This window comes from Zhenpiania hominis, from assembly GCF_014333425.1.
Classification (GTDB): Bacteria; Bacillota; Clostridia; order Peptostreptococcales; family Anaerovoracaceae; genus Hominibacterium; species Hominibacterium hominis.
Genome location: NZ_JACRYT010000024.1, coordinates 1 through 21,445, shown reverse-complemented (window position 1 = coordinate 21,445; position 21,445 = coordinate 1). Strand labels below are relative to the sequence as shown.

Below are 21,445 nucleotides of genomic sequence, written 5' to 3'. Positions count from 1 at the left end.
CTCCCATTTATTCCATCTCATCCGCTGCCAGGGCGATCAGCGTATCTAAAAGCTCACGGTAAGGAAGTTCTGTAGCTTCCCAGAGCTTCGGGTACATACTGATCTTTGTAAAACCTGGAAGCGTGTTGATTTCGTTGAATATCACCGTTCCTTCTCCATCCAGGAAAAAGTCCACCCTTGCCAGGCCCCGGCATCCCATCGCCTGATATACCGTAAGGGCAGCCTGTCGGATTTCCTCCTGCTTTTCCTCGGACACATCATCCAGAATACGTGTCTTTGATTCCGTATTAATATATTTCGCGTCATAATCATAAAACTCGTTTGCCGCCAGGATTTCACCCACAAGGGAAGCCCTCGGATGTCGGTTTCCAAGTACCGCCACCTCGATTTCCCTGCCGGAAATCGCTTTTTCGATCAGTACCTTATGATCTTCTTCAGCCGCGACGCGGATTGCGTTAAACAGCTCTAATCCGTTTTTTGCCTTGGAAATTCCCACTGACGAACCCGCGTTGGCCGGCTTTACAAATAACGGATAGCTTCCCTGAAAGTGTTCTTCGATTTCTTTCAAAATTCCCTGAGGATCGGAGGCAAAGGAAAACCGATCTGTCAGATAGTAATCCGCCTGTTTCACATAGGTGCTCTCTATGATATGCTTCGTAATCGCTTTATCCATACAGGCCGCCGAAGACGTGGTTCCCGCTCCTACAAAGGGGATCCCCGCCAGTTCCAGGAGTCCCTGTACAGTTCCGTCCTCTCCGTATTTTCCATGAAGAACCGGGAACACAACATCTACATTTCGCATCTCACAGACGCCGTTATCGCCGTATAGGATCATTCCACGCACGAACGTATCCGGCGACAGGGAAGCCCTGCGGTTTCCCGGGTTTTCCGTCCATCGCCCTTCCTCAATATCGGAAACAGGGGAATCGGTCAGAAACCAGTTCCCCTCTTTTGTAATCCCTACTTTATAAATCTCATATTTGTTCTCATCCAGATGTCTCAGCACGGAAGCCGCGGAGAGACAGGAGACCTCATGTTCCGAAGAAGCCCCCCCAAAAAGAATCAGTAACTTTTTTTTCATCAATTCACCCTCTCATACAGAACTTACCATCTGCCGGTCAGACTCGAAATCCGATCGCTGATCTCCTTTACAGTGTCTGTCGGCTCATAATTCTTCTGGTTGAAAAATTCTTCATGAAGCTGCGTTACGTTGCTCTTAAGTGTAACCGGCGGTCCATACCAGATCCCATTGTAGGTCCAGTCTGTCCAGTCGTACGGCCAGCTCACACTATCCGTAATTTTATAAGAATTCAGCGCCAACAGGATTTCCATCATCTGATTGGTCGTTATATTGGTCTTGATACTTGGCAGAACCTCATTGGCAATCTTGTTGAGCTGATCCAGATCCAGGTTTTTCGCCTTCTCAAAGGCCGCGGAAAGAACGATCTTCATACGCTCATTTCGCCTGTGATCGCCTTCCGCTGAATCTTTCCGAATCCGGGCATAGGTTACGGCCTGCACGCCATTCAGCGTCTGCTTTCCCGCTCTGCGAATCTTTTTCTTGGATCCGCCGATATTTTTCTGCGTATCTTTAATATACTTATTCATTTCACTGATTTCCGATTCCCGGATATTGATCTCAAGACCGCCCAGCAGATCTACCGCATCCGCTACCGCTTTCCAGTTGACAACCACCACTTCTTCGCAGTTCAGATCCAGGTTGCGATTAATCGTCTGCAGGGTCTGTGTGGCGCCTCCGTAATAATAAGCGTGGGTCATCTTATCCAGCCCGTAATTATCCCCCAGACTCACATAGGTATCCCGGTACAAAGACACCAACTTTACTTCATTGGTTTCCTTGTTAATACTGGCAATGATCATTGCGTCACTTCTAGTCTGGGAATCATCGCTCATATCTCTGGCGTCAATCCCCAGCAACGCGATATTCCGGTAGTTTTTCAATTCCTTCGCGACCCGCGAATTAATCCCCAGCGCCTTTCGGTTGACCTGCACCTTTGTTACCTTGTCAAGCTGCGTATGCACAACCGTAAGGCCCGCGCCGATAATGCTTCCCACTCCAATCACAACGATCAAAAGGGATAAAATCGCCACCCACAGCTTTCTCGTTGTCTGCTTGGGGTCTTTTTTCTTCTTTTTTGCGCCCTTTTTCTTTTCTTGTGCGGCAGCTTCCGAATCTGCGTTTTTACTTTTGCCGCCTGCTTTATTCTTTTTTTTCTGTTTCGCTTTCGCTGATCTTCCTCCGCCTTCCAGCATACCGGAAAAGGCCTTGTCCAGATCTTCGGAAGCGTTTGTATGATCAAATGAATGTTCAGAGGCCATTATGGATTTCTCCCTTCTGTCTCTTTCCTGTATAATATTCCAAATAAATAACGGTCCTATTATACCAACAATACCGCCCGATTGCAACTCCAAGCCATATCTTCACAGATTCTTAATAAATGTTAGAAAAAGGCCTCCGCATATCATGTCATACATTCTTTTGCAGAGGCTTGTTGCTTTTCCACATTCATCCTATAAACTTGGATTTTCCTTATTTTTAGTAGTATCCGGTTCGTCTGGAGATTTCCGAACTGATCTCCTGCACGGTTTCAGTCGGTTCATAATCCAGTTGTCCGAAGTACTTCTCGTGAAGCTCTTCTACATTACTCTTAAGGGTAACCGGCGCTCCGCACCAGGCTCCGTTGTAGTTCGTCCAGCCTTGGGTATTAAACGGCCATCCGGTACTGTCTGTCATATCCCCTGAAATAAAGCTCATCATTACTTTCATCAGGCTGCCGGAGCTCATATTGGTCTTTATTTCCGGCAGAACTTCGCTGGCAATCTGATGCAGCTTAAACGGATTTGTTTTTTTCGCTTTCTCCACAGTGGCAGAGACAACAATCTTCATCCGTTCGTTCCGGCGGTAATCTCCCTTCGCCGAATCTTTACGGATTCTCGCGTAAGTAACTGCCTGATTGCCGTTCAGTGTCTGCATACCCGCTTTCTTAATCTTCTTTTTTGATCCTCCGATGTTTTTCTGCGTATCTTTGATATATTTGTTCATCTCGCTGATTTCTGATTCGCGGATTTTCACATCAATTCCGCCAAGTCCATCCACCACATCGGCTACCGCTTTCCAATTTACAACGACCGCCTCTTCAATGTTCAGATCCAGGTTCTCATTAAGTGAATGAATCGTCCCTGTCGTTCCCTCATATGCATGGACATTCGTAATTTTATCGTACCCGTATTCTTCATTTACATGAAGATAGGTATCCCGGTAAACGGAAATCTGACGGATGGTATCATTCTTTTTATCCAGACTCAAAATAATCATCGCGTCCGTCCTGCAATTTTCATAATCATCCATATCTCTGGCGTCAATTCCAAGAAGAGCGATATTCTGGTAATCTTTCAGTTCCTCGGCCACCTGGGGATCAATTCCCAGATTGGAAGAATCAATTTCCAAATCACCTACTTTCTCCATCAGCCCCATTACCGCCATAACGCCTGCCGCGGCGAGAATAATCAGTAGTAAAAGGATCACTAAGATAATTCTTTTGACCCTTCTTTTTTTCTGTTTCGGCTTTTGTCTCGATTTGCGGGGAGGCTCTTCTTCATAAGATTCTAAGACCGGCTTCTGCCGTTTTTTCCTTGTGTATGTCTTTACATCGTCTTTTGGGGAACGGTTCGCGTTTGGATGTTCCCTCATGGCAAGATATTCCCGGTAAGCCTCCTCCCGCTGTTTTCTTTTTTTGAGTTCTTCCCTTTCTCTGTTCCTGCTTTGAAACAACATCTGGGTCTCTTCCCATCCATCATAGGCGCGGGTATCAAACCGGTTATCCCTGTTCCTGTCATTATACTTATCTGATCGCATCCACAATTCTCCTTCTCTTCAGCGGGTTTATTATAGCAGTAACGCGGGGAAAAGGCAAGAAAGGAGGGGAATTGTAACAAAAAATTAAGAGGACCTTTACCGGTCCTCTTCCCAAAGCGCGTCATTAAACAACTTCCACATCTCTCCATAACCCTCGGATGCCGGAGTAACGGGCTTTGGAATGTTATTATCCATCTGGATTTTAATCTTCCCTTCTTTGGAAAGAAGCATAATCCGGGTGCCCAGTACCAGCGCTTCCTGAATGTTATGGGTGATAAAGATAACGGTCGCGTTTTCCTTTTCTTTAATCTTCCACAGTTCTTCCTGCAGCTTGTTTCTCGTCATAGCGTCCAGACTGGCGAAGGGTTCATCCATAAGAATGATTTTCGGGTTCAGAGCCAGCCCCTTGGCGATAGCGACTCTCTGCTTCATGCCGCCGGACAGCTGATGGGGGTAGAAATTTCCATAATCCTTCAGACCCACCAGTTCCAGATGCTCCTGCGCGATCTTTTCCCTCTCCGCTTTATCCTTCATACCGTTTATCTTCAGAGGATATTCAATATTTTTGCGAACGGTTTTCCACGGAAATAACTGGTTAAAATCCTGAAAGACCATGATCCGGTCAATGCCTGGTTTTGTAACTTTCTCCCCGTCTACCAGAATCTCTCCCTCATAGTCTTCAAACCCCGCGATACAGCGGATCAGGGTTGTTTTTCCACAGCCGGAAGGTCCCAGGATACACAGAAAATCACCTTTATTTACGGTCAGATCCAGATTTTTCAGAATGTCTTTTGAGTCCGGGGAATCATGGTAGTTCTTTCTTAAACCTTTTATCTCAAGAAGCTTACTCATCTCACCATCCCCCACTTTCTTACCGTATTTCGCTCAATGGTGCTAAACACCACATATTCAATAATGATCCCAATAATGATAATGACGATCAGCGCAGCGAATACCCCCGCAATGTCCGTGTTGGTACGCTTCATAAAAATAAACCAGCCAATTCCAGCTCCGGATCCGGTGGTTCCGAAGATCATTTCTACACTGAGCAGACCTCTCCATGCTCTGGCCCATCCGACCCTCATTCCGGACAGGACATAGGAGAATGCCGCCGGAAGGTAAACGCCTTTCACAAGGGATAATCCCTTCAGCCCGATGTTCCGCCCGCTTTCAATATAGATTTTTGAAATCGACTGAAATCCATCCATAATGTTCCTGGACATCGGCCATAGAATCGAGTGGATTACAATAAAGATAATTGTAATTTCACCGATACCAAACCACACAATCGCCAGCGGCAGCAGAGCTACGCCCGGCAACAGATCGCAGATGGATACCACCAGATGATAAATCGCATGGAACGTCTTACTGATCACCGCGATACTGGAAAAGATAAATGCCAGAATGATCCCGATTAAAAGTCCCCTGATAATCAGAGACATAGAATAAAGTGTATAGGTCATCAGGCTGTCATCTCTAAATCCTTCGATAAAACTTTGTCCGATGTCTTTTAAAGATGGGAATACAATCGGGTTAAAGGTTCCCATCTGATAAACAATCTGCCATGCTGCCAGAAAGCAGATAATAAATATAATTTGTGTCCTTGCTTCCTTCATCCGTTCATCCTCATTTCCCTGATTTTAGTTACCCTTTACATTATCAAAGGCCAGATCGCTGAAGTCTTTCGGTCCCTCGTTTTCCAAGAATCCTTCTTCCGCCATAAAGTTTGCCATATCCATTACGCCTTTTGTTTCTGTGCTGTATACACAGTCTTTATCCGTCAGCCATTTTTCCATGGTCGCCGCGTCCACATCCTCTGCTTCACAGAGCATTTCCGCGGCTTCCGCTGTGTTATTATTAATATAATCGATGGCTTCGGCCAGAGCCGCCACTACCGCGTCGTAAAGTTCCGGATTATTTTCCTGTAAATCGGTGGACGCTACGGCTACGATAAAGGAATTTCCGCTGGGCCATACGGACTCCAGGGCTTCCACTTCCGTAATTCCGTCTTCTTCCGCTTCCTTAAAAACATAAGGAGACGTAGTCAAATGGCAGTCTACACTTCCGGAGATTAAGGAAGACATTCCGTCCGGATGAGCCATAGCCGCGATGTTTTCATCTAAAGCGTGAGCGTCGCCAAGCTGTTCCTTTGCCGCCATAGCCAACAGAATATGCTGGATACTTCCGATATTTACGAGCGCGATCTTTTCATCTGTAATATCCTTCAGAGACTTAATGTTCGGATTGTTCGTCATGATTTTATGGGGCTGAGCCGACATATTAGAGCAGATTTTATACGGCACGCCGCTGGTAACCCCTGTAACCGCAGGACCTACACCCATGGCGCCTACATCGATATCTCCGGACAGGAATCCCTCGTTAATGGCGGAACCGGAATTCAGTGTCGACCATTCTACCTCTACGCCGTCATAATGCTTTTCGATCAGTTTCTGCTGCTTCATCACTTCCAGAGGCGCATAAGCGATCCCGTACTGATGAGCAATTGTCAGCTTTGTCTTCCCATCTGCGGTTTCATCCCCGCCTCCGCAGGCGGCCAGGGATAATGTCATGATTAAAATCAGCATTACCGCGATTACTTTTTTTCCATGTTTCATTGTTATAAATCTCCTTCTCATTTTTTACTTAAGTAAGTTTTATTCTTCAAATGCCGATAAAGAATTCTTAAGAATGGAAATGAATTCTTTACCTGCACGTGACAGATATTTTTGTTTTGGATACGCGATATACATATCCCGGGTGCATAGATCCAGATCCGTCAGATAGAAGGCCGGATAATCTCTTAAATGCCCTTTCACAACTGTACTTTCCGACATTAGAGAGATTCCCGCACCAGCCAGCGTCAGCGCGTAACTGGTCATCGTCTGCTCGGCCGCGATGCGGTGCTCCGGAGAAAATCCATGTCTCTCAAAAAGTCGATTCATCATATTGCCGATATGCTGTTCTTTTCTCAGAAGAATAAAGGGTTCTTCCCGAAATTCTTTAAAATCCACATAAGGATTTTCCTTGTTTTCCAGCCATGCACTCAGCTTTCCCTCCAGGATAATTTCCTCCGGAATCCGCCAGTCCTTTAGCCGATCATTGATGGGCCATGCCGGAGGAACGCAAATCAGAATTTTTTCGCTTAAAAACTTCTCATAGCAGCACCGTTCGTCCATATTCCAGGAAGGCGATAAAAACAAATCCAATTCGTTGTTCAGCGCCTTTTCAATAATTTCCGGAAGATTTCCATCAATTACCGAAATCCGAATCCCCGGATACCTTTCCATGTATTCGGCAACCGCCCCTGGAAGATAGCTGACGTTAAAAAAGCTGGCGCCTCCAATTGTAAGGGCACCTCGCCGCAGACATTCCAGATCCGAAATTTGCTCCCGCAGTTCTTTGTCTAAATCCATTTGACGTTTCATGTAGTCAATATAGATTTGTCCCGCCTCCGTCAATTGGATCGGTTTTACAGCCCGATCAAAAATCGGAACCCCCAAAGCCTCTTCTATTTTTTTGATGTGGGCGCTCAACGCCGGCTGGGAAATCTTTAGTTTTTCCGCCGCTTTTGAGATGCTCCGCATTTTATGTACTTCCAGTATATAATTTAAATGCTGTCCCTGCATCACATCTCCTCTTTCCATTTCATAAATCCTTGGTTATTATGCCATATATTTTTATTTATGGCAATAGGTTCTTATAGAGTTTTTGTGAAGAATCTGTGAAAAACACTGAAAAAAATCGAAAAGAAAGATATAATTACACTGCGAATTTATATTTTTTTAAAGGAGTTTAATTCAAAAAATGTATCATTCTATTGTTGGAAGCATCGCTTCCCACGCCGATACACAGCCGGACAGACTGGCCCTGGCGGACACCAGTCAGTCTGTCACTTACGGAGAGCTGTGGCGGCGCGTTTATGGACTTTCCCGAAAATTATCGGAATTGGGTATCCGCCGCGAATCTTGCGTAGTCGTAGAATGCAATCAGAGCGTAGACTACATGACTTGTGAGTTTGCCATTCAGCTTTTAAAGGGCGTATTTGTTCCTGTTGAGAAGAATTCCGCCGCGGATCGCGTGCATGAAATTATAGAAAGCGTAGAGGCGGTTCTTTATATCGGGAAAAAGCCGCTGGATAATATCCCTTTTTTCCCGATTGAGGAAGCTGGCAAACATGCCTTTACCGGGACGATTCATGTGGAAACCATTGATTTTCCCGCTTCGGAAGATACCTCCGAAATTCTCTTTTCTACGGGTACTACCGGAAAATCAAAGGGCATTGAGCTCAGCCATGGTAATGACGCGGCCCTTGCGGAAAATGTCATCTGCGGCGTGAAGATGAAAAAAGATAATGTGGAACTGATTCCCATGCCCCTTTCCCATTCCCATGGTCTCCGGCGCACCTACGGGAACTTAGTAAATGGGAGCGCCGCCGTTTTCATCGAGGGCGTAACCCTGCTGAAAAAAGTGTTTAACATGATGGATGAATATAGGGTAACCGCTATGGATCTTTCTCCAAGCAGTCTTTCAATTATTTTCAAGCTGTCCAAGGACAGGCTGGGAGATTACGCGGAGCAGCTGGATTACATTCAGCTGGGTTCCGCGCCTCTTCCGGAAGAGGACAAGCTTCACCTTTCCAGGCTGCTGCCGAAAACACGGCTTTACAATTTTTACGGCAGCACGGAGGCCGGCTGTTCCTGTCTCCTGGATTTCAATTCCATGTCCGGAAAACCGGGCTGTATCGGAAAACCCGCGGTAAACGCGGAGTTTATCGTAGTAGATGAAAACCGCCAGCCGATTTCCTCTTCGGAAGAAAATCTGGGATTCCTGGCAAGCTCCGGCCCCATCAACATGAAGGGCTATTGGAAAGCACCGGAGCTGACAGCGGAAACCATGGCAGACGGATATATCTACACCAAGGATCTTGGCTATATTGATGAGGAAGGCTTCATTTATATGCTGGGCCGCAAAGACGATGTCATCAACTACGGCGGAATCAAAATTTCTCCGGAGGAAATCGAAAGCATCGTCATCAAATATCCGCTAATTATGGACTGCGCCTGCGTTCCGGTCAAGGATCCCCTTACCGGACAGGCTCCGAAGCTCTTTATCGTTTTATCCGACGCGGACGCTTACGAGCCGAAAGAACTGAAGAATTTCCTGGTTCAAAATCTGGACGCCAGCAAGCAGCCCAAGTATATTGAGGTTATTCATGAAATTCCGCGGACCTTTAACGGTAAAATCCAGAGAAAAAAGCTGATTGAGCTTGCGGAATAACTTAAGAGGAAAATTTTGAGGTGAAAAAATGAAAAAAATACTTTCCTATCTGTTGATTTTTACCTTAACCTTCACAATGCTCTTTTCGGGAGTATCCTTTTCCTTCGCGGCGGAAACGCAGCAACAGGAAAGCGATCCTGCCGCCGGAGAGGTCTATGTAGAGGATGAGGTTCTCGTTGTCTTCGAGGACGAGGTCAGCGAGAAAAAAGCAGAAGCGATCGTTGAGGACGCGGATGTGCAGACTGAAAATGTGGAGGAAATCGTTGCTCCAGAGGCTTCTTCCGCGCCGGAGGAGACTCCCTATCTGGTGACCCTGGATGACAAGGAGACTTCGGTTGAGGACGCGGTGGAAGAGCTGGAAAAAGATCGGGATGTGGCTTATGTTCAGCCGAATTATCTGTATACGACAGAGGAAGAAGAGATTTCGACTGCAAAAGCTAATAAAGCGAAACTTGCATCTGACACATTTCGTAGCAAGCAATGGAATCTGGACTATATTAATGCAGAGGAAGCTTGGGAGTACATTGACCAGCGCAAAGATGCTGGAGAAGAGCATATGTCGGAAAAGGCCATAAAAATCGCGACTTTAGATTCGGGCATCTCGCGAAATCATGAAGATTTAAATGCTAATATTGATTGGGCTCACTGCATTACAGTGGCAGGAAAATCTAGCCCCGATTATCCGCCGTATAACAACTCTAACCTTAAAGACGGCCATGGAACAGGCGTCGCCGGAGTAATCGCAGCGACTTCCAATAACGGAAAAGGAATTGCCGGCGCCGCCGCTGGTACAACAAATGATCTAATCCAACTGATGGGCATTAATGTATTTCAGAACTACAAAGGCGGTCAATCCGCTGCAACGACAGATGATATTATCAAAGGGATCGAGTATGCCTGCGAAAAGGAAGCAAAGGTCATCAATATGGCGCTAGGACATTCCTATGGCGAAAATGATGGAAATGGAAATCCACACAACGATAAGCTCCTGCAAGCAAAAATTAAGGAAGCCGTAAGTACATACGATGTTACCTTTGTCGCAACTGCTGGAAACACTAAGGATCAGAGTGGGTGGTATCCCTCGGATTTTGATTATGTAATCAGTGTCATTAATACCGTGGAATATGAGGATGCTTGGAGTAAAGAGTGCAAGGCCTCCGGCTCCAGCTATGGATCAAAAAAAGACATTTCCGCGCCTGGCAGCAACATCTGGCGGACCGTATTATCGTCAGAAGATGATGACAGTGAGCCGAAAGACGATTTCTACGATCCTGGTTATGGAACTTCCTTGGCTGCACCCCATGTAGCTGCGGTTGCCGCTATGGTATTATATGTGAATCCGACACTAACGACCCAGCAGGTTTACGACATTCTTTGCGGTACGACAACCGATCTTTATACCGATGGATTTGATATTTACACCGGATACGGAAATGTGGATGCCTACGCGGCAGTAAAAGCAGCCGGAGAATATACAGATACAGGAGATAAAGCAGCGATTCCGGATCCGGACCGCAACCGGCATTCCGAGCTTTTGGCTGAACCTGCGGAGCTTGACACTCCCACCGGCCTGAAGGCTGTCAATTCCGGTATGGAAGATATCACACTGACCTGGAACAAAGTGCCTGATGCCACCCAGTATTGGGTACTTCGTTCTGAAAGCGGAAAGTCAGGAACTTATGAAAAAATTGCGTCCGTCCCTCAGCGTAGCAGCTCTCCGCTCAAATATGTGGACAGCTCTGCGGATTATCCAAAAACCTACTACTACATTATACGTCCGCTTTCTACATCCCAGGAAACTCATAAAAAGATTCACGGCGAGGACAGCAAACCGGCTTCCGCAAAGTCTGCCATTGCCGATAAACTGACAACGCCTACTGTCAGCGCCAAAGGGACGAATTACAAGTCTGTCAAAATATCCTGGAACAAAATCAGTGGAGCCAGCAATTACCGTGTATGGCGTGCTACCAGCCAGAGCGGCGATTATAAATTGCTGAAACAAGTGGAGGGTAAAAATACAAAAAGTTATACAGACAGTACCTGCACCCTAGGCAAACAATATTGGTACAAAGTGTATGCCCGCGGTACAGCCTCCAACGGGAAATTTATACGCAGCACCGGAAGCAAGCCGGTTTCCTCCAAAGCAGTTTTGCCAGCACCTTCAGTCAGCATTACAAGCGTGGACTACCGAACCAATAAAGTATCATGGAAAAAGGTTTCCGGAGCAAGCGGCTACCGCATCTACCGAGGGAATTCAAGGAATGGCAAATATTCCAAGGTAAAAACAATCACCAATTCCAAGACAACCAGTTGGCAGAATACAGGTTTGAAAGCAGGAAAAGCCTATTACTACAAGGTTCGGGCTTACCGCACCGTTAGCGGCAAGCGTTATTACGGCACTGTATCCGCCTCAAACAAGCATATCGCAAAACCGAAAAAACCAACTTTCAGCATTAAAAAGAAGGGCCGTCAAGTTACGTTGACACTAAAGAAAAATTCGAAACTAACCGGTTATGTCATCTATCGCAAAAATGGAAACGGCAAATGGAAGAAGGTCAAAACCGTGACAGTAAACGGAAGAAGAGGAGCAACCTATGCGCGCAATTTATCCCGTGGAAAGACCTATTCTTTCAAAGTGCGGGCATATAAACGGGTATCCGAAAAACGCGTTTACAGCCTGTATTCCTCAATAAAGAAAAGGAAAATCTGACACAAACTAAATAGTAGATGGACAAAGTGTAGAAGCCTGTGAAAGAATTTCTACAAATTCACCTTCTATGGTAATTATAGACATAAAACATCTGAAACCAGCCGTTCCTGATTGGTAACAACAAGATAACTTACGCTTTTGAGCATGACAGGGGCTCCTCCGTTTAAAGAGTTTAAAACACCCAGCCAGCAATAGGCAGCCATTTCCTTGATGCGGTTATCTTCTCTTACAGAAAAGTAAACTTCTTTTTTCTTTGCCAGAGTCTGTCACGGTTTAGCCAGGGCATTTAAATAGCCTTCTATTGGCATTTTGATTTTACCATAGAAGGCTACCTCTTTCCTTATTTACAGCTTGGTATGGGGATTGTCCCAGACCATCTTTTCTTCGTCCGAAAATTCAGGTTTCTTTTCACAGACAATTTCCGAGCGGGCGGAATTTACAATCTTCTTGTTTTCACCTTGGAATAATTGCTGTAAACTATTTTTCCCTTTACTTTTTTATAACTCCGTATTTTATAGGAATACCGCACGCCGCGCTTTAATCCCCGATTACGGTAGTATTTCTGTTTTGGACTGACAGTTTTAATCAGATGCCATTTTCGATTGTCTGTTTTCCTGTAAATCTTATATCCACTTATCTTGCCTGCTTGCGTTTTTTTCCATTTCAAAACAACAGAGCGGTTCTTTTTCTTTGCAGAAAATGAAGGTGTTTTAGGACTGGCTTTTATGGAAACAGATTCCGACCACTCGCTGCAATACCGCTTTTTCTTATACAACCGATAAGAACGCATTTTATAATAATACGTTTTGCCCGGTTTTCGTCTACGATCCGTCCAACTGCCACTCCCCCCTTTTTTAATTGTCTTTGCAAGCTTATAGGGTCCATTTGGGGAGGATGCCCGGCCAATCTGATATCCATCCGCACTCTTTGCTCTTTTCCAGGAGAGTCGGATTGTTTGATAGTCCAGACGGCCTGTTTTTGTTACTGGTACAGCGGACCTTGCCTTTGAGCGGACGATTTTACTGCCACTGCTCACAGCCTGCTTTCCATCTTTCGTTGTTCCGTAGGCAACAACTTTATAAAAATACGTTTTATTAAATTTACGTCCGCCGTCACAAATAGAATATTGTTTTGAATCCGTTGTTGTCCTTATTTTCGTATAAGTCCCGTTTTTCTTATTCGCCCTGTAAATCCAATAACCGTTTGCTCCAGGAACTTTTTTCCAGGAAATTCGAATACTATGTGCACCTGCGGAACGCGCTCTTACGGATTTCGCAACTGAAAGTGTCTCTGTCTGTTTTCCAATATTCACGCCTGCTGCTGCAGCCACCGCCCGATAGGCATTTACATTACCATATCCTGTATAAGTATCATATCCTGTTTTATACAGATCCGTGGCCGTAGAATACAAAATATGTTTCACCTGACTCGCAGAGAGTTGCGGATTTACATACCGAATCAATGCCACTACTCCTGCTACCGCAGGCGTAGCCAAAGAAGTTCCTCCTCCTTTACGGAAGCCTCCTCCAAGTTCAGTCGTATAAACACTCTTCCCTGGCGCGGAGATGTCTTTTTTCGCTCCATAACTGGAACTTTTCGCTTTGCAATCCCTGCTCCATGAATTTGTATACTGTTTTGTGCTGATGACACTGATTACCGCATCAAAGTCCGACGGGTACCATGGTCTGGAATCTCCTTTATTCCCTGCCGAACAGGTTATTACAACATCTTTATTGTACACTGCATCATTCACAGCAGCCTCTAGCGCTGCATCATCATGGACTTGCCCATATAGATCCAGATCCCCTGTTGTATGCCCTAGGCACATGTTGATGACTTTCGCACCTTTTTCGCATGCATATTCAATGCCTTTAATAATGTCCGCGGTAGAGGCACTTGCTTGTGAATGATATCCTTCCTCATGAAATACATCTATCCCCATTAAGGAAACCAAATCATTATTATTGCCCGCAGCCACACCTGCCATTCCAACGCCGTTCCTTGACGTTGCCGCGAGTATTCCTCCGGTTGCCGTCCCATGAGAAAAACGCGGTCGTTTATATACTCTATAGGGTTCTTCCTGCCCTGTTACAGAAATGCAATTAGACACATCAATATTTTTTTTTAAGTCTGAATGCTCATAGTGAATTCCGGTATCCAGTGTTGCGACTATAACTCTATCTTCCTCCTTCCGGTCACTCTTCGGTTTCACCTTATCAATAAGATCCCAAGCTTCCGGAACATCCATGTAATCGAGATTCCACTGTTTTGGAAAAAGAGGATCATTTGAAGAATCAGCCTCATCTAAGGTATAATGATAATTAGGCTGAACCGCTTCAACCTCTGGCTTCTGCTCTAGGGAGCTTATTGCCGCGGCCTGTGCTTTTTTTGTCTCATGAGATACGACCAGGGTCTTACTGCCTGCGGAAAGGAACGTTTCTTCCACATCCCCATTCGCTTTCTCAATGGTTCGTTGGGCCTGCGTCTTGGTTACATCCTCCTTGAATGTTACCAGAATTTCATTTGTATCTTCATTCCCCATATCTTCAGCATAATCAGCATCAGCTATACAGCAGCCCGCACTCAACAGAAACACAAGCGACCCGAATATGCAGCACCGTATTACCGTTCCGATCTTCATTTTATTCCTCCATCTGTTTTCTTTTTTCCTCTGTAAAATCCAGATAGTTTTCATAGGCTTTATCCCAACTTGCATAGTCAGGATCTCCTCTATGATCTGTCACATTGTAATGTTCAACTATATAATTTGCCAAGTAGGCCGTATATTTTTCAGCTCCCAATATGTTGACATGATTTGAATTAAAAAAATCTGTTTCCCAGTTTATTCCAACTTTTTCAATCATTTCTTTGGTATTGAAATTTAGAACAGTATAACCCCTTTCACGAGCAATCTTTACAGCTTCATTTAGCCTCCCAACATTTTCTTCCGTGACTGAATGTGGAGACAATACAAATAGAACCTCTGTTTCAATAGAATCACAATAATCTAAAAGATCGTCAAATACCTCTTGCGTTTCTGGCGCCAACGGTACCGTTTCATCCGAATAAACCGCTGGAGATTGTGGCACTTGCCTAAATGATCTTGAAGGCGTCAAAAAAAAGCCTTTACATAAAGTTCTGGTTTTATCAATCCGCAAATCATCGGTTGTCAAATCTTCTTCATTCCATCTCCCATGATATTTTAAAATAGGAATATAGTAGTCAAATTTATTATCCACTACATCATTATCCCCTTGTATCGCATAGTCAACCGATTCATTCACAGCCTGAATTTTAGTTGCTGAAAAATGCATACTATCTGTTACTTTTCGGATAAAAGCCTCTTCTATTCGATCTGCATTTCTCACCAACCATCTCAACTCAATAATAAACACTTTTGGTTTTTGGGATTTTGCCGTTTCTTCCAGTAAAGACTTAACAACAACCAAAGGCTGGCTAGTTGTTCCCAGATTATACACAGCAATTCCTGTATCATGGTAAGCTTTTGCCGCAACCCAATACCGATTTACAGAACTGGCCCCAAAGAAAATGCCATCCAAAGAATTCTTTTTTTCATCGTAAAATTGATTGAAATTTTTCTTGCTTTCTTCTGATTCTGCTATAGAAAACACTTGATTTAGATAGAAAAAAACAATCCCAAGGATCAGCAAAAAAACAGTGCATCTTATTAAATTGCTTCTCGTATTTTTTAACATATTCGCTCCAATCTTACTTAAAATCCTCTATAGATAAATGTACTTGCATCATAACCCGGGCCATATACCCCCACTATTAGTACAACTATAATTACAGTTAAATAAATTCCCCAGCGGAACAGAATATTCTGTCTTGCCAGAGATTCCCGGATCTTCATTCCGCTTTCCTGCATCAGACTGATCACAAACCATACCGCGCAGCCGGCTAGCAGCACCGCATAATCCTCATAGGTAAGCCCCAACTCCACCAGATGGTCATTTAAGAAGATCCCCGGATTGAATACCATCGCCGACTTCATCATAGAAACCGCAGCGCCAAAGGAAGCCGCCCTGGGCAAAACCCTCCCGATTACAACCAGCAGGAATGTCCTGCAGATTTTGAATAGCCTCCAGCTAAAAGTGGTGGTATCAATATGCAGAATTTTTTCCAGTTTACGCAAAAACGGCTCAAAGATCAGCCCCAGAATAATCAGGCCGCCGTTATACAGACCGTAGGCAATATACTTAAATTCCGCTCCGTGCCAGATACCAATGGTCAGGAACGTAGCAAGCTGGGCTACAAGGACAGGAAACAGCTTGCCCAGACGATCACCGAATACTTTTCTCAGGTGCTTTCCCGCTTTTCCAAAGGTTTTGGAAAGAGAAATCGGGTAGAAAATATAGTCACGGCACCAGTTCCCCAACGTAATATGCCATCTTCTCCAGAATTCGGAAATACTGTCCGAAAAATACGGGCGCTTAAAGTTATCGACCATATCAATGCCGAGAATTCTCGCCACGCCTCTCGCGATGTCAATTCCTCCGGAAAAATCTCCATAAATCTGAATGCTGTAAAAAAGCAACGCCAGCAGAATATAGAACCCCTGATATTCGGTGTGATTATCAAACACTTCGTTTACCAGGATTCCTGCCCGGTCCGCAATCACCAGTTTCTTGAAAAATCCCCACAACATCAACTGCGCGCCAAAGGTCAGATTCGTATAAGAGAAGGCATGGCCTTTGTAAAGCTGTCCTGCCAACTGATCGTATCGGCTGATTGGACCCTGAATAATCTGCGGGAAAAAGGAAACAAACAACGCGAATTTAAAAATATTGGAATCCGCCTCAAATTTATTCCGATATAAGTCAATAATATACGCTACTGACTGGAAAGTATAAAAAGAAATTCCGAGCGGAATCAGGAATCCGGCATCAAAATGAATTCCCAAGCCAAGCGCTTCGATATAGTAGCGAAAATATTTCACTACCGCCAGCACTCCGAAGTCCAGAATCAGCACCAGCGCGACCATTTTGCGCTTTTTTTTCTGAACCGCGGCTTTTCTTTCCTTCTTTTCTTCTCTGGTTAATTCATTTCCGTGTTCTTCGATATACTTTTTATGTTCCGTATTTTTACGGCCGATGTATCTTCCTCCCAAGAACGTAATAATAGTCGTAAACAGCACAAAAACAAAAGTCTTGGGACTTGAGATCAAGTAGAACACATAACTGGCCGCCAGAAGAACGGTCCATCTGGCAGCCTTGGGTACAACATAATAAACGAATACAACAACAAGCACAAACACTAAGAAATAGAATGACGTAAAGTCCACTTTTTTATACTCCTTTCTCTTATCCCTGTGCTCTTGTAATTAATTCTACCATTGCGTCTACGGAATTGAAATTTTCCGGCACCAGATCTTCTACCGAAATTTCTACATCAAACTCATCGTTCAGCTCTCCGACAATAGCAACAATATCCAGAGACTCTAATATTCCATCGTCAATTAACTTTGTATTATTTTCAAAGTCTATATCACTACGCACTCCCGATAAAATCTCTAAAATTGTTTCTCTCATATTTATAACCTCACTTCTTAAATAAACTCTGCTTTTCCTACTAAATAAGACTGATTCTTTCTTAATTTCTTAAAAGCCATTATTGATATTAACACGCTCGTTTGTGTTCGTCAATAGACTTTCTTTATCGTCCATATTCTTCACGAAATCTTCATTTGCTGTTCCGGGAGTTTGACACCCTAAATTAGAAAAAGAGCCTGAAAGCGTTGCAAACGCCTTCTTTTTTTGTCAAGTTCAAACTTTTTGCTTGCACGTCCCTCTGCGTTCCACTATAATATAAATAAGGAGGTGTATCATGCGATTAGGATGGACAACCGGAAAATATTCGATTACCTACAGAGCAGTAAAAACCGTTCGAGTCAATGGAAAAAACAAGACGCAGATCGTCAGGTCCTTTGGTTCCGAAAAGCATATCTGTGAAACATACGGTGTAACCGATGCCAAAGCATGGGCAAAAGAACAGGTGCGACTTATGAATGAAGCAGAAAAAGAAGACTCCGCAAAGTTCCACATGGAATTCTGTGCCGGAACCGATCTGGTTATGAACCAGCAGCGAAGATTCAATGGAGGATATCTTTTTCTTCAGGACATTTATTACGAACTTGGCCTGCACAAAATATGCCGCGCAATCTCCAGAAGGCACCTTTTTGAGTATGATCTGAATCAGATCCTCTCCCGTCTGATCTATACAGGAATTCTCTATCCTTCCTCCAAAAGGAGCAGTTTCCACGAATCCAAAAGATTCCTGGAACAGCCTTCCTTTGAACTTCACGACATTTATCGCGCTCTGTCCGTAATCGCAGAAGAATCGGACTATATCCAGAGCCGTCTCTTTCAGAACACTACGGCCCTGCAGAAACGCAATACACAGGTCATCTATTACGATTGCACAAACTTCTACTTTGAAGTGGATGCTGCCCGGGACGATAAACAGTTCGGCAAAAGCAAGGAAAACCGGCCACTGCCAATCGTAGGCATGGGGCTTTTTATGGACATGGACGGCATCCCCATATCCTTTTCGATTTTCCCCGGGAACCGGAATGAACAAAGGACCATGATCCCATTAGAGAAAAAAATGCTGTCAGAGTTTGACCTGTCAAAGTTCGTTGTCTGCACGGATGCCGGGTTATCTTCCGCCACGAACCGGGTATTCAATTCTTATGACGGCGAGGACGGACTGCGCGGATATATCACAACGCAGCCAATAAAAACGCTCAAAGCATTCCTGCAAAAATGGTGTCTGGCGGATGACGGATGGTTTCTCGACGGGGACCCCTCCGGGAAAACCTACCGGCTCTCCGAACTGGACGGGGAAACGGATAAAGATAAGATTTTTTACAAAACAAGGTGGATCCGGGAAGAAGGACTGGTTCATACCGACAAGGGAGATAAAAAAGAAATCATCGAGCAAAAGCTGATTGTTTCATACTCTATCAAATACTCCACCTTCCAACGTCATGTACGAGAAGGTCAGTTAGAGCGGGCAAAAAAACTCGTGGAAGACGGATACACATCCTCCGGCAGAAAAAAGCAGAACGATCCGAAAAGGTTCATCAAAACCGACCATGCCACGAAAGATGGAGAGGTCGCAGAATTATCTTCCAGTTATATCGATGAATCGGTTATCCGTGAAGAAGAAAAATACGATGGGTTTTATGCGGTATGCACCAACCTGGATGAGAGTGTTTCGAACATCGTAAAGGCAAACCGGCGTCGCTGGGAAATAGAAGAATGTTTCAGGATTATGAAGACGGATTTTGAAGCACGTCCCGTATATCTGAATCGTCAGGAACGAATTCTCGCTCACTTTATAACCTGTTTCCTTTCCCTGATTGTTTACCGCTATCTGGAAAAGAAACTGGATCAGAAATACACTATAGACCAGATACTGCCCACCCTGCAAGAGATGGATTTTATGAAATACGAAGGAAAAGGATATCAGCCGGTCTACACAAGAACGGAATTGACGGATGCCTTACACGATGCTTTTGGATTCTGTACCTCCAAACAAATCGTGCCCATAGCAAAGATGAGAAATATTTGTTCTCAAACCAAAAAATAGATCGTGTAACGTGCATTCATAAAATCAGAAAAAGTCTCGCAAGCCGCTAACTGTGCGCTTTGTGAGACTTTTTGCTTCAAAAGACTGTCAAAGACGGGATATTAACACGCTCGTTTGTGTTCGTCAATAGACTTTCTTTATCGTCCATATTCTTCACGAAATCTTCATTTGCTGTTCCTCTATAGATTAGCAAACTGGTACTTCCATAGGCTGTGTTTTTATGATAAACTTAGATGAAATTATAATTTGAAACTATGGTTTATAAAAGTTAGACTTATAATAGTAAAGGAGAGCATATGGAAACAAACGTTTCGATTCGTTGGCAGCTAACAAAAATCGCAAGAAAAATCAGAAGGCTGAAGAATAGAAATAGCAAAATGTATCGAATTCTTCTTCTAACAAATAGAGACTCCGATAATGTCGGAGATCAAGTGATTGAAGCCTGCGATATCAGTTTAATCAAAACGGTAATGCAAAATTTGCACATTGACAGTTCTTGTTTTAAGATAAACAGCCGCGCAGCTGGAATTATCTCTAAAGATTATGTAGAGACAAAAGATCCCGCGTTATTGAAATCTGCAGAGAAGCTGATTCGTGAGTCTGATCTGATTATTTTTGGTGGTGCGCCTTTGTTCAATTATCTTTATCAAATTTTTTATGAAAGAACTGCCACTACGTTAGAACTCGCAGAAAAATATCATAAACCGGTCATTTTTTCGGCTATTGGAATCGAAAGTTATCATGAAGACAGTTCTAAATGCCAGCGGTTGAAGAAAACGCTCAATTTTGAGTGTGTCAAACAAATCACTACCAGGGATGGATTCTCTTATCTGCAGCAATATAAAGATCGGGATAGTCTGGTAATTGATAAAGTCTCAGACCCTGCGGTTTTTGCGTCTAATATTTTTAGAAATAATATTGGCACCAAATCTTTAAACAAACGTAAAAAAGTAGGACTTTTTATATTACGCGCAAATGGTTTCAAAGACAATAAAATCAACTTTACAAAAACAGATGCCGCTACACTCTGGCAGGATCTGATTTCTGAACTGGTGAATCGCGGCTATGATTATGAATTATTGACGAGTGGCCATTTTGGAGATGAAGCTTTCATAGATTATTTAATTCGCAATTATAATATCGACGCGAAAAAATGTGTATTCAACATTAATTCGCCAGAACATCTGATTTCGAAATTGTCCTCTTATGACGCAATTGTCTCATGTCGGCTTCATCCAAGCATTATAGCCTTTTCATTCAATATCCCATCCATTGGGCTTATATGGAATTCCAAAGTATCCTATTTTTATGACAGTATCGGATATGGAGATCGCTTAGTTGATGTGACCAATACGAACGCAGCCGAAATTGCGGACAAAATAGAACAGGCTATTGTACAAGGGCTACAAAAAGATCCTGAATATCTGGAAAGCGTATATCGCTCTCTCTTCCATGGTATAAAATCTGTTGTCTATCCGCAAGGCAGCAATATCACCCCATACAATTATGCAAAGCTTATTCGCAGTTTTCCTCCTTATCCAGGGACCTCCGAAAAAGAACAACAAAAGAAGTTAGAAAGGAAATTCCGAAGAGCTTACTCAAAATATAATGAGTTGTTTGAACAAAATACGATTAATAAAAAAAAGATTAAAGATTTACAGGAGCAACAAAAAAACAAAAGATATTGAAAACGCAACACGTTGATTGCCAAAAGGGCTGCCGCATCAGAATTGAACCGCTCCCCGTCAAGAGGACATTGAAACAAAATAAGATTTTGTACAGTCAGTATCGTATGGTGCTGGCTGTTTTTTAGTAAGCGCTTAAAAAGACGGTGCCTTGAAGAATACCGTAAACGGTAAATAGCCCGTGCCATGAAAACATAAAAAATGCTCACTTGAATGTGAGCCATCTAAAGATGACAATCGCCGCCAGGTTCATGACTTGGCAGCGTTGATATTACTTGGATT

Annotated in this window: 15 protein-coding genes; 4 read left to right on the top strand and 11 right to left on the bottom strand. The window is 43.8% G+C overall.

From position 1 onward, the window contains the following. Window positions 1–7: 7 nt before the first annotated feature. The 7 genes from H9L42_RS14505 to H9L42_RS14475 form a co-directional block, all read right to left on the bottom strand. Window positions 8–1,081, bottom strand: coding sequence for a D-alanine--D-alanine ligase family protein (locus tag H9L42_RS14505; RefSeq protein WP_187304129.1), 1,074 nt, complete (start codon window positions 1,079–1,081; stop codon window positions 8–10). Between the two features lie 23 nt (window positions 1,082–1,104). After that, on the bottom strand, window positions 1,105–2,340 hold the full coding sequence (locus H9L42_RS14500) for an LCP family protein (RefSeq protein ID WP_187304128.1): 1,236 nt from the start codon (window positions 2,338–2,340) through the stop codon (window positions 1,105–1,107). Window positions 2,341–2,557: 217 nt separating this feature from the next. Next, window positions 2,558–3,877 carry an LCP family protein gene (locus tag H9L42_RS14495; RefSeq protein WP_187304127.1) on the bottom strand — a complete coding sequence of 440 codons (1,320 nt, stop codon included), beginning with the start codon at window positions 3,875–3,877 and terminating at the stop codon, window positions 2,558–2,560. A gap of 96 nt (window positions 3,878–3,973) precedes the next feature. Then, complete coding sequence (locus H9L42_RS14490) at window positions 3,974–4,729, bottom strand: ABC transporter ATP-binding protein (RefSeq protein WP_187304126.1); 756 nt, start codon at window positions 4,727–4,729, stop codon at window positions 3,974–3,976. Beyond that, complete coding sequence (locus H9L42_RS14485) at window positions 4,726–5,493, bottom strand: ABC transporter permease (RefSeq protein ID WP_243235812.1); 768 nt, start codon at window positions 5,491–5,493, stop codon at window positions 4,726–4,728. The genes H9L42_RS14490 and H9L42_RS14485 overlap by 4 nt, the downstream gene beginning before the upstream one ends. 24 nt (window positions 5,494–5,517) lie before the next feature. After that, complete coding sequence (locus H9L42_RS14480; RefSeq protein ID WP_187304125.1) at window positions 5,518–6,492, bottom strand: ABC transporter substrate-binding protein; 975 nt, start codon at window positions 6,490–6,492, stop codon at window positions 5,518–5,520. A 39-nt stretch (window positions 6,493–6,531) separates the two neighbouring features. Continuing rightward, window positions 6,532–7,521, bottom strand: a complete 990-nt coding sequence (locus H9L42_RS14475) for a LysR family transcriptional regulator (protein WP_187304124.1) — start codon at window positions 7,519–7,521, stop codon at window positions 6,532–6,534. 160 nt (window positions 7,522–7,681) lie between these two features. Between H9L42_RS14475 and H9L42_RS14470 the strand changes: the two genes are divergently transcribed. Together H9L42_RS14470 and H9L42_RS14465 are read left to right on the top strand one after the other, a co-directional pair. Beyond that, on the top strand, window positions 7,682–9,154 hold the full coding sequence (locus H9L42_RS14470) for a class I adenylate-forming enzyme family protein (RefSeq protein WP_187304123.1): 1,473 nt from the start codon (window positions 7,682–7,684) through the stop codon (window positions 9,152–9,154). Between the two features lie 28 nt (window positions 9,155–9,182). Continuing rightward, window positions 9,183–11,864, top strand: a complete 2,682-nt coding sequence (locus tag H9L42_RS14465; RefSeq protein WP_187304122.1) for a S8 family serine peptidase — start codon at window positions 9,183–9,185, stop codon at window positions 11,862–11,864. 436 nt (window positions 11,865–12,300) lie between these two features. Here H9L42_RS14465 and H9L42_RS14460 read toward each other — a convergent pair whose 3' ends face one another. Genes H9L42_RS14460 through H9L42_RS14445 form a run of 4 tightly spaced genes read right to left on the bottom strand, consistent with a single transcriptional unit; the run spans window position 12,301 to window position 17,416 of the window. Further along, window positions 12,301–14,505, bottom strand: coding sequence for a S8 family serine peptidase (locus tag H9L42_RS14460; RefSeq protein WP_187304121.1), 2,205 nt, complete (start codon window positions 14,503–14,505; stop codon window positions 12,301–12,303). 1 nt (window position 14,506) lies between these two features. Beyond that, window positions 14,507–15,580: a hypothetical protein gene (locus H9L42_RS14455; protein ID WP_187304120.1), complete on the bottom strand. Its 1,074-nt coding sequence runs from the start codon at window positions 15,578–15,580 to the stop codon at window positions 14,507–14,509. 17 nt (window positions 15,581–15,597) lie between these two features. Continuing rightward, on the bottom strand, window positions 15,598–17,169 hold the full coding sequence (locus H9L42_RS14450; RefSeq protein ID WP_187304119.1) for an MBOAT family protein: 1,572 nt from the start codon (window positions 17,167–17,169) through the stop codon (window positions 15,598–15,600). A gap of 19 nt (window positions 17,170–17,188) precedes the next feature. Beyond that, a complete protein-coding gene (locus H9L42_RS14445; protein ID WP_187304118.1) occupies window positions 17,189–17,416 on the bottom strand; it encodes an acyl carrier protein in 228 nt (75 codons plus the stop codon). Between the two features lie 295 nt (window positions 17,417–17,711). On the opposite strand from H9L42_RS14445, the gene H9L42_RS14440 reads away from it, so the two are divergent. Continuing rightward, window positions 17,712–19,478 (top strand): IS1634 family transposase, encoded by a 1,767-nt coding sequence (locus tag H9L42_RS14440; protein ID WP_187304117.1) that lies wholly within the window; start codon window positions 17,712–17,714, stop codon window positions 19,476–19,478. Window positions 19,479–19,774: 296 nt separating this feature from the next. Beyond that, complete coding sequence (locus H9L42_RS14435; RefSeq protein ID WP_187304116.1) at window positions 19,775–21,166, top strand: polysaccharide pyruvyl transferase family protein; 1,392 nt, start codon at window positions 19,775–19,777, stop codon at window positions 21,164–21,166. Window positions 21,167–21,445: the final 279 nt, after the last annotated feature.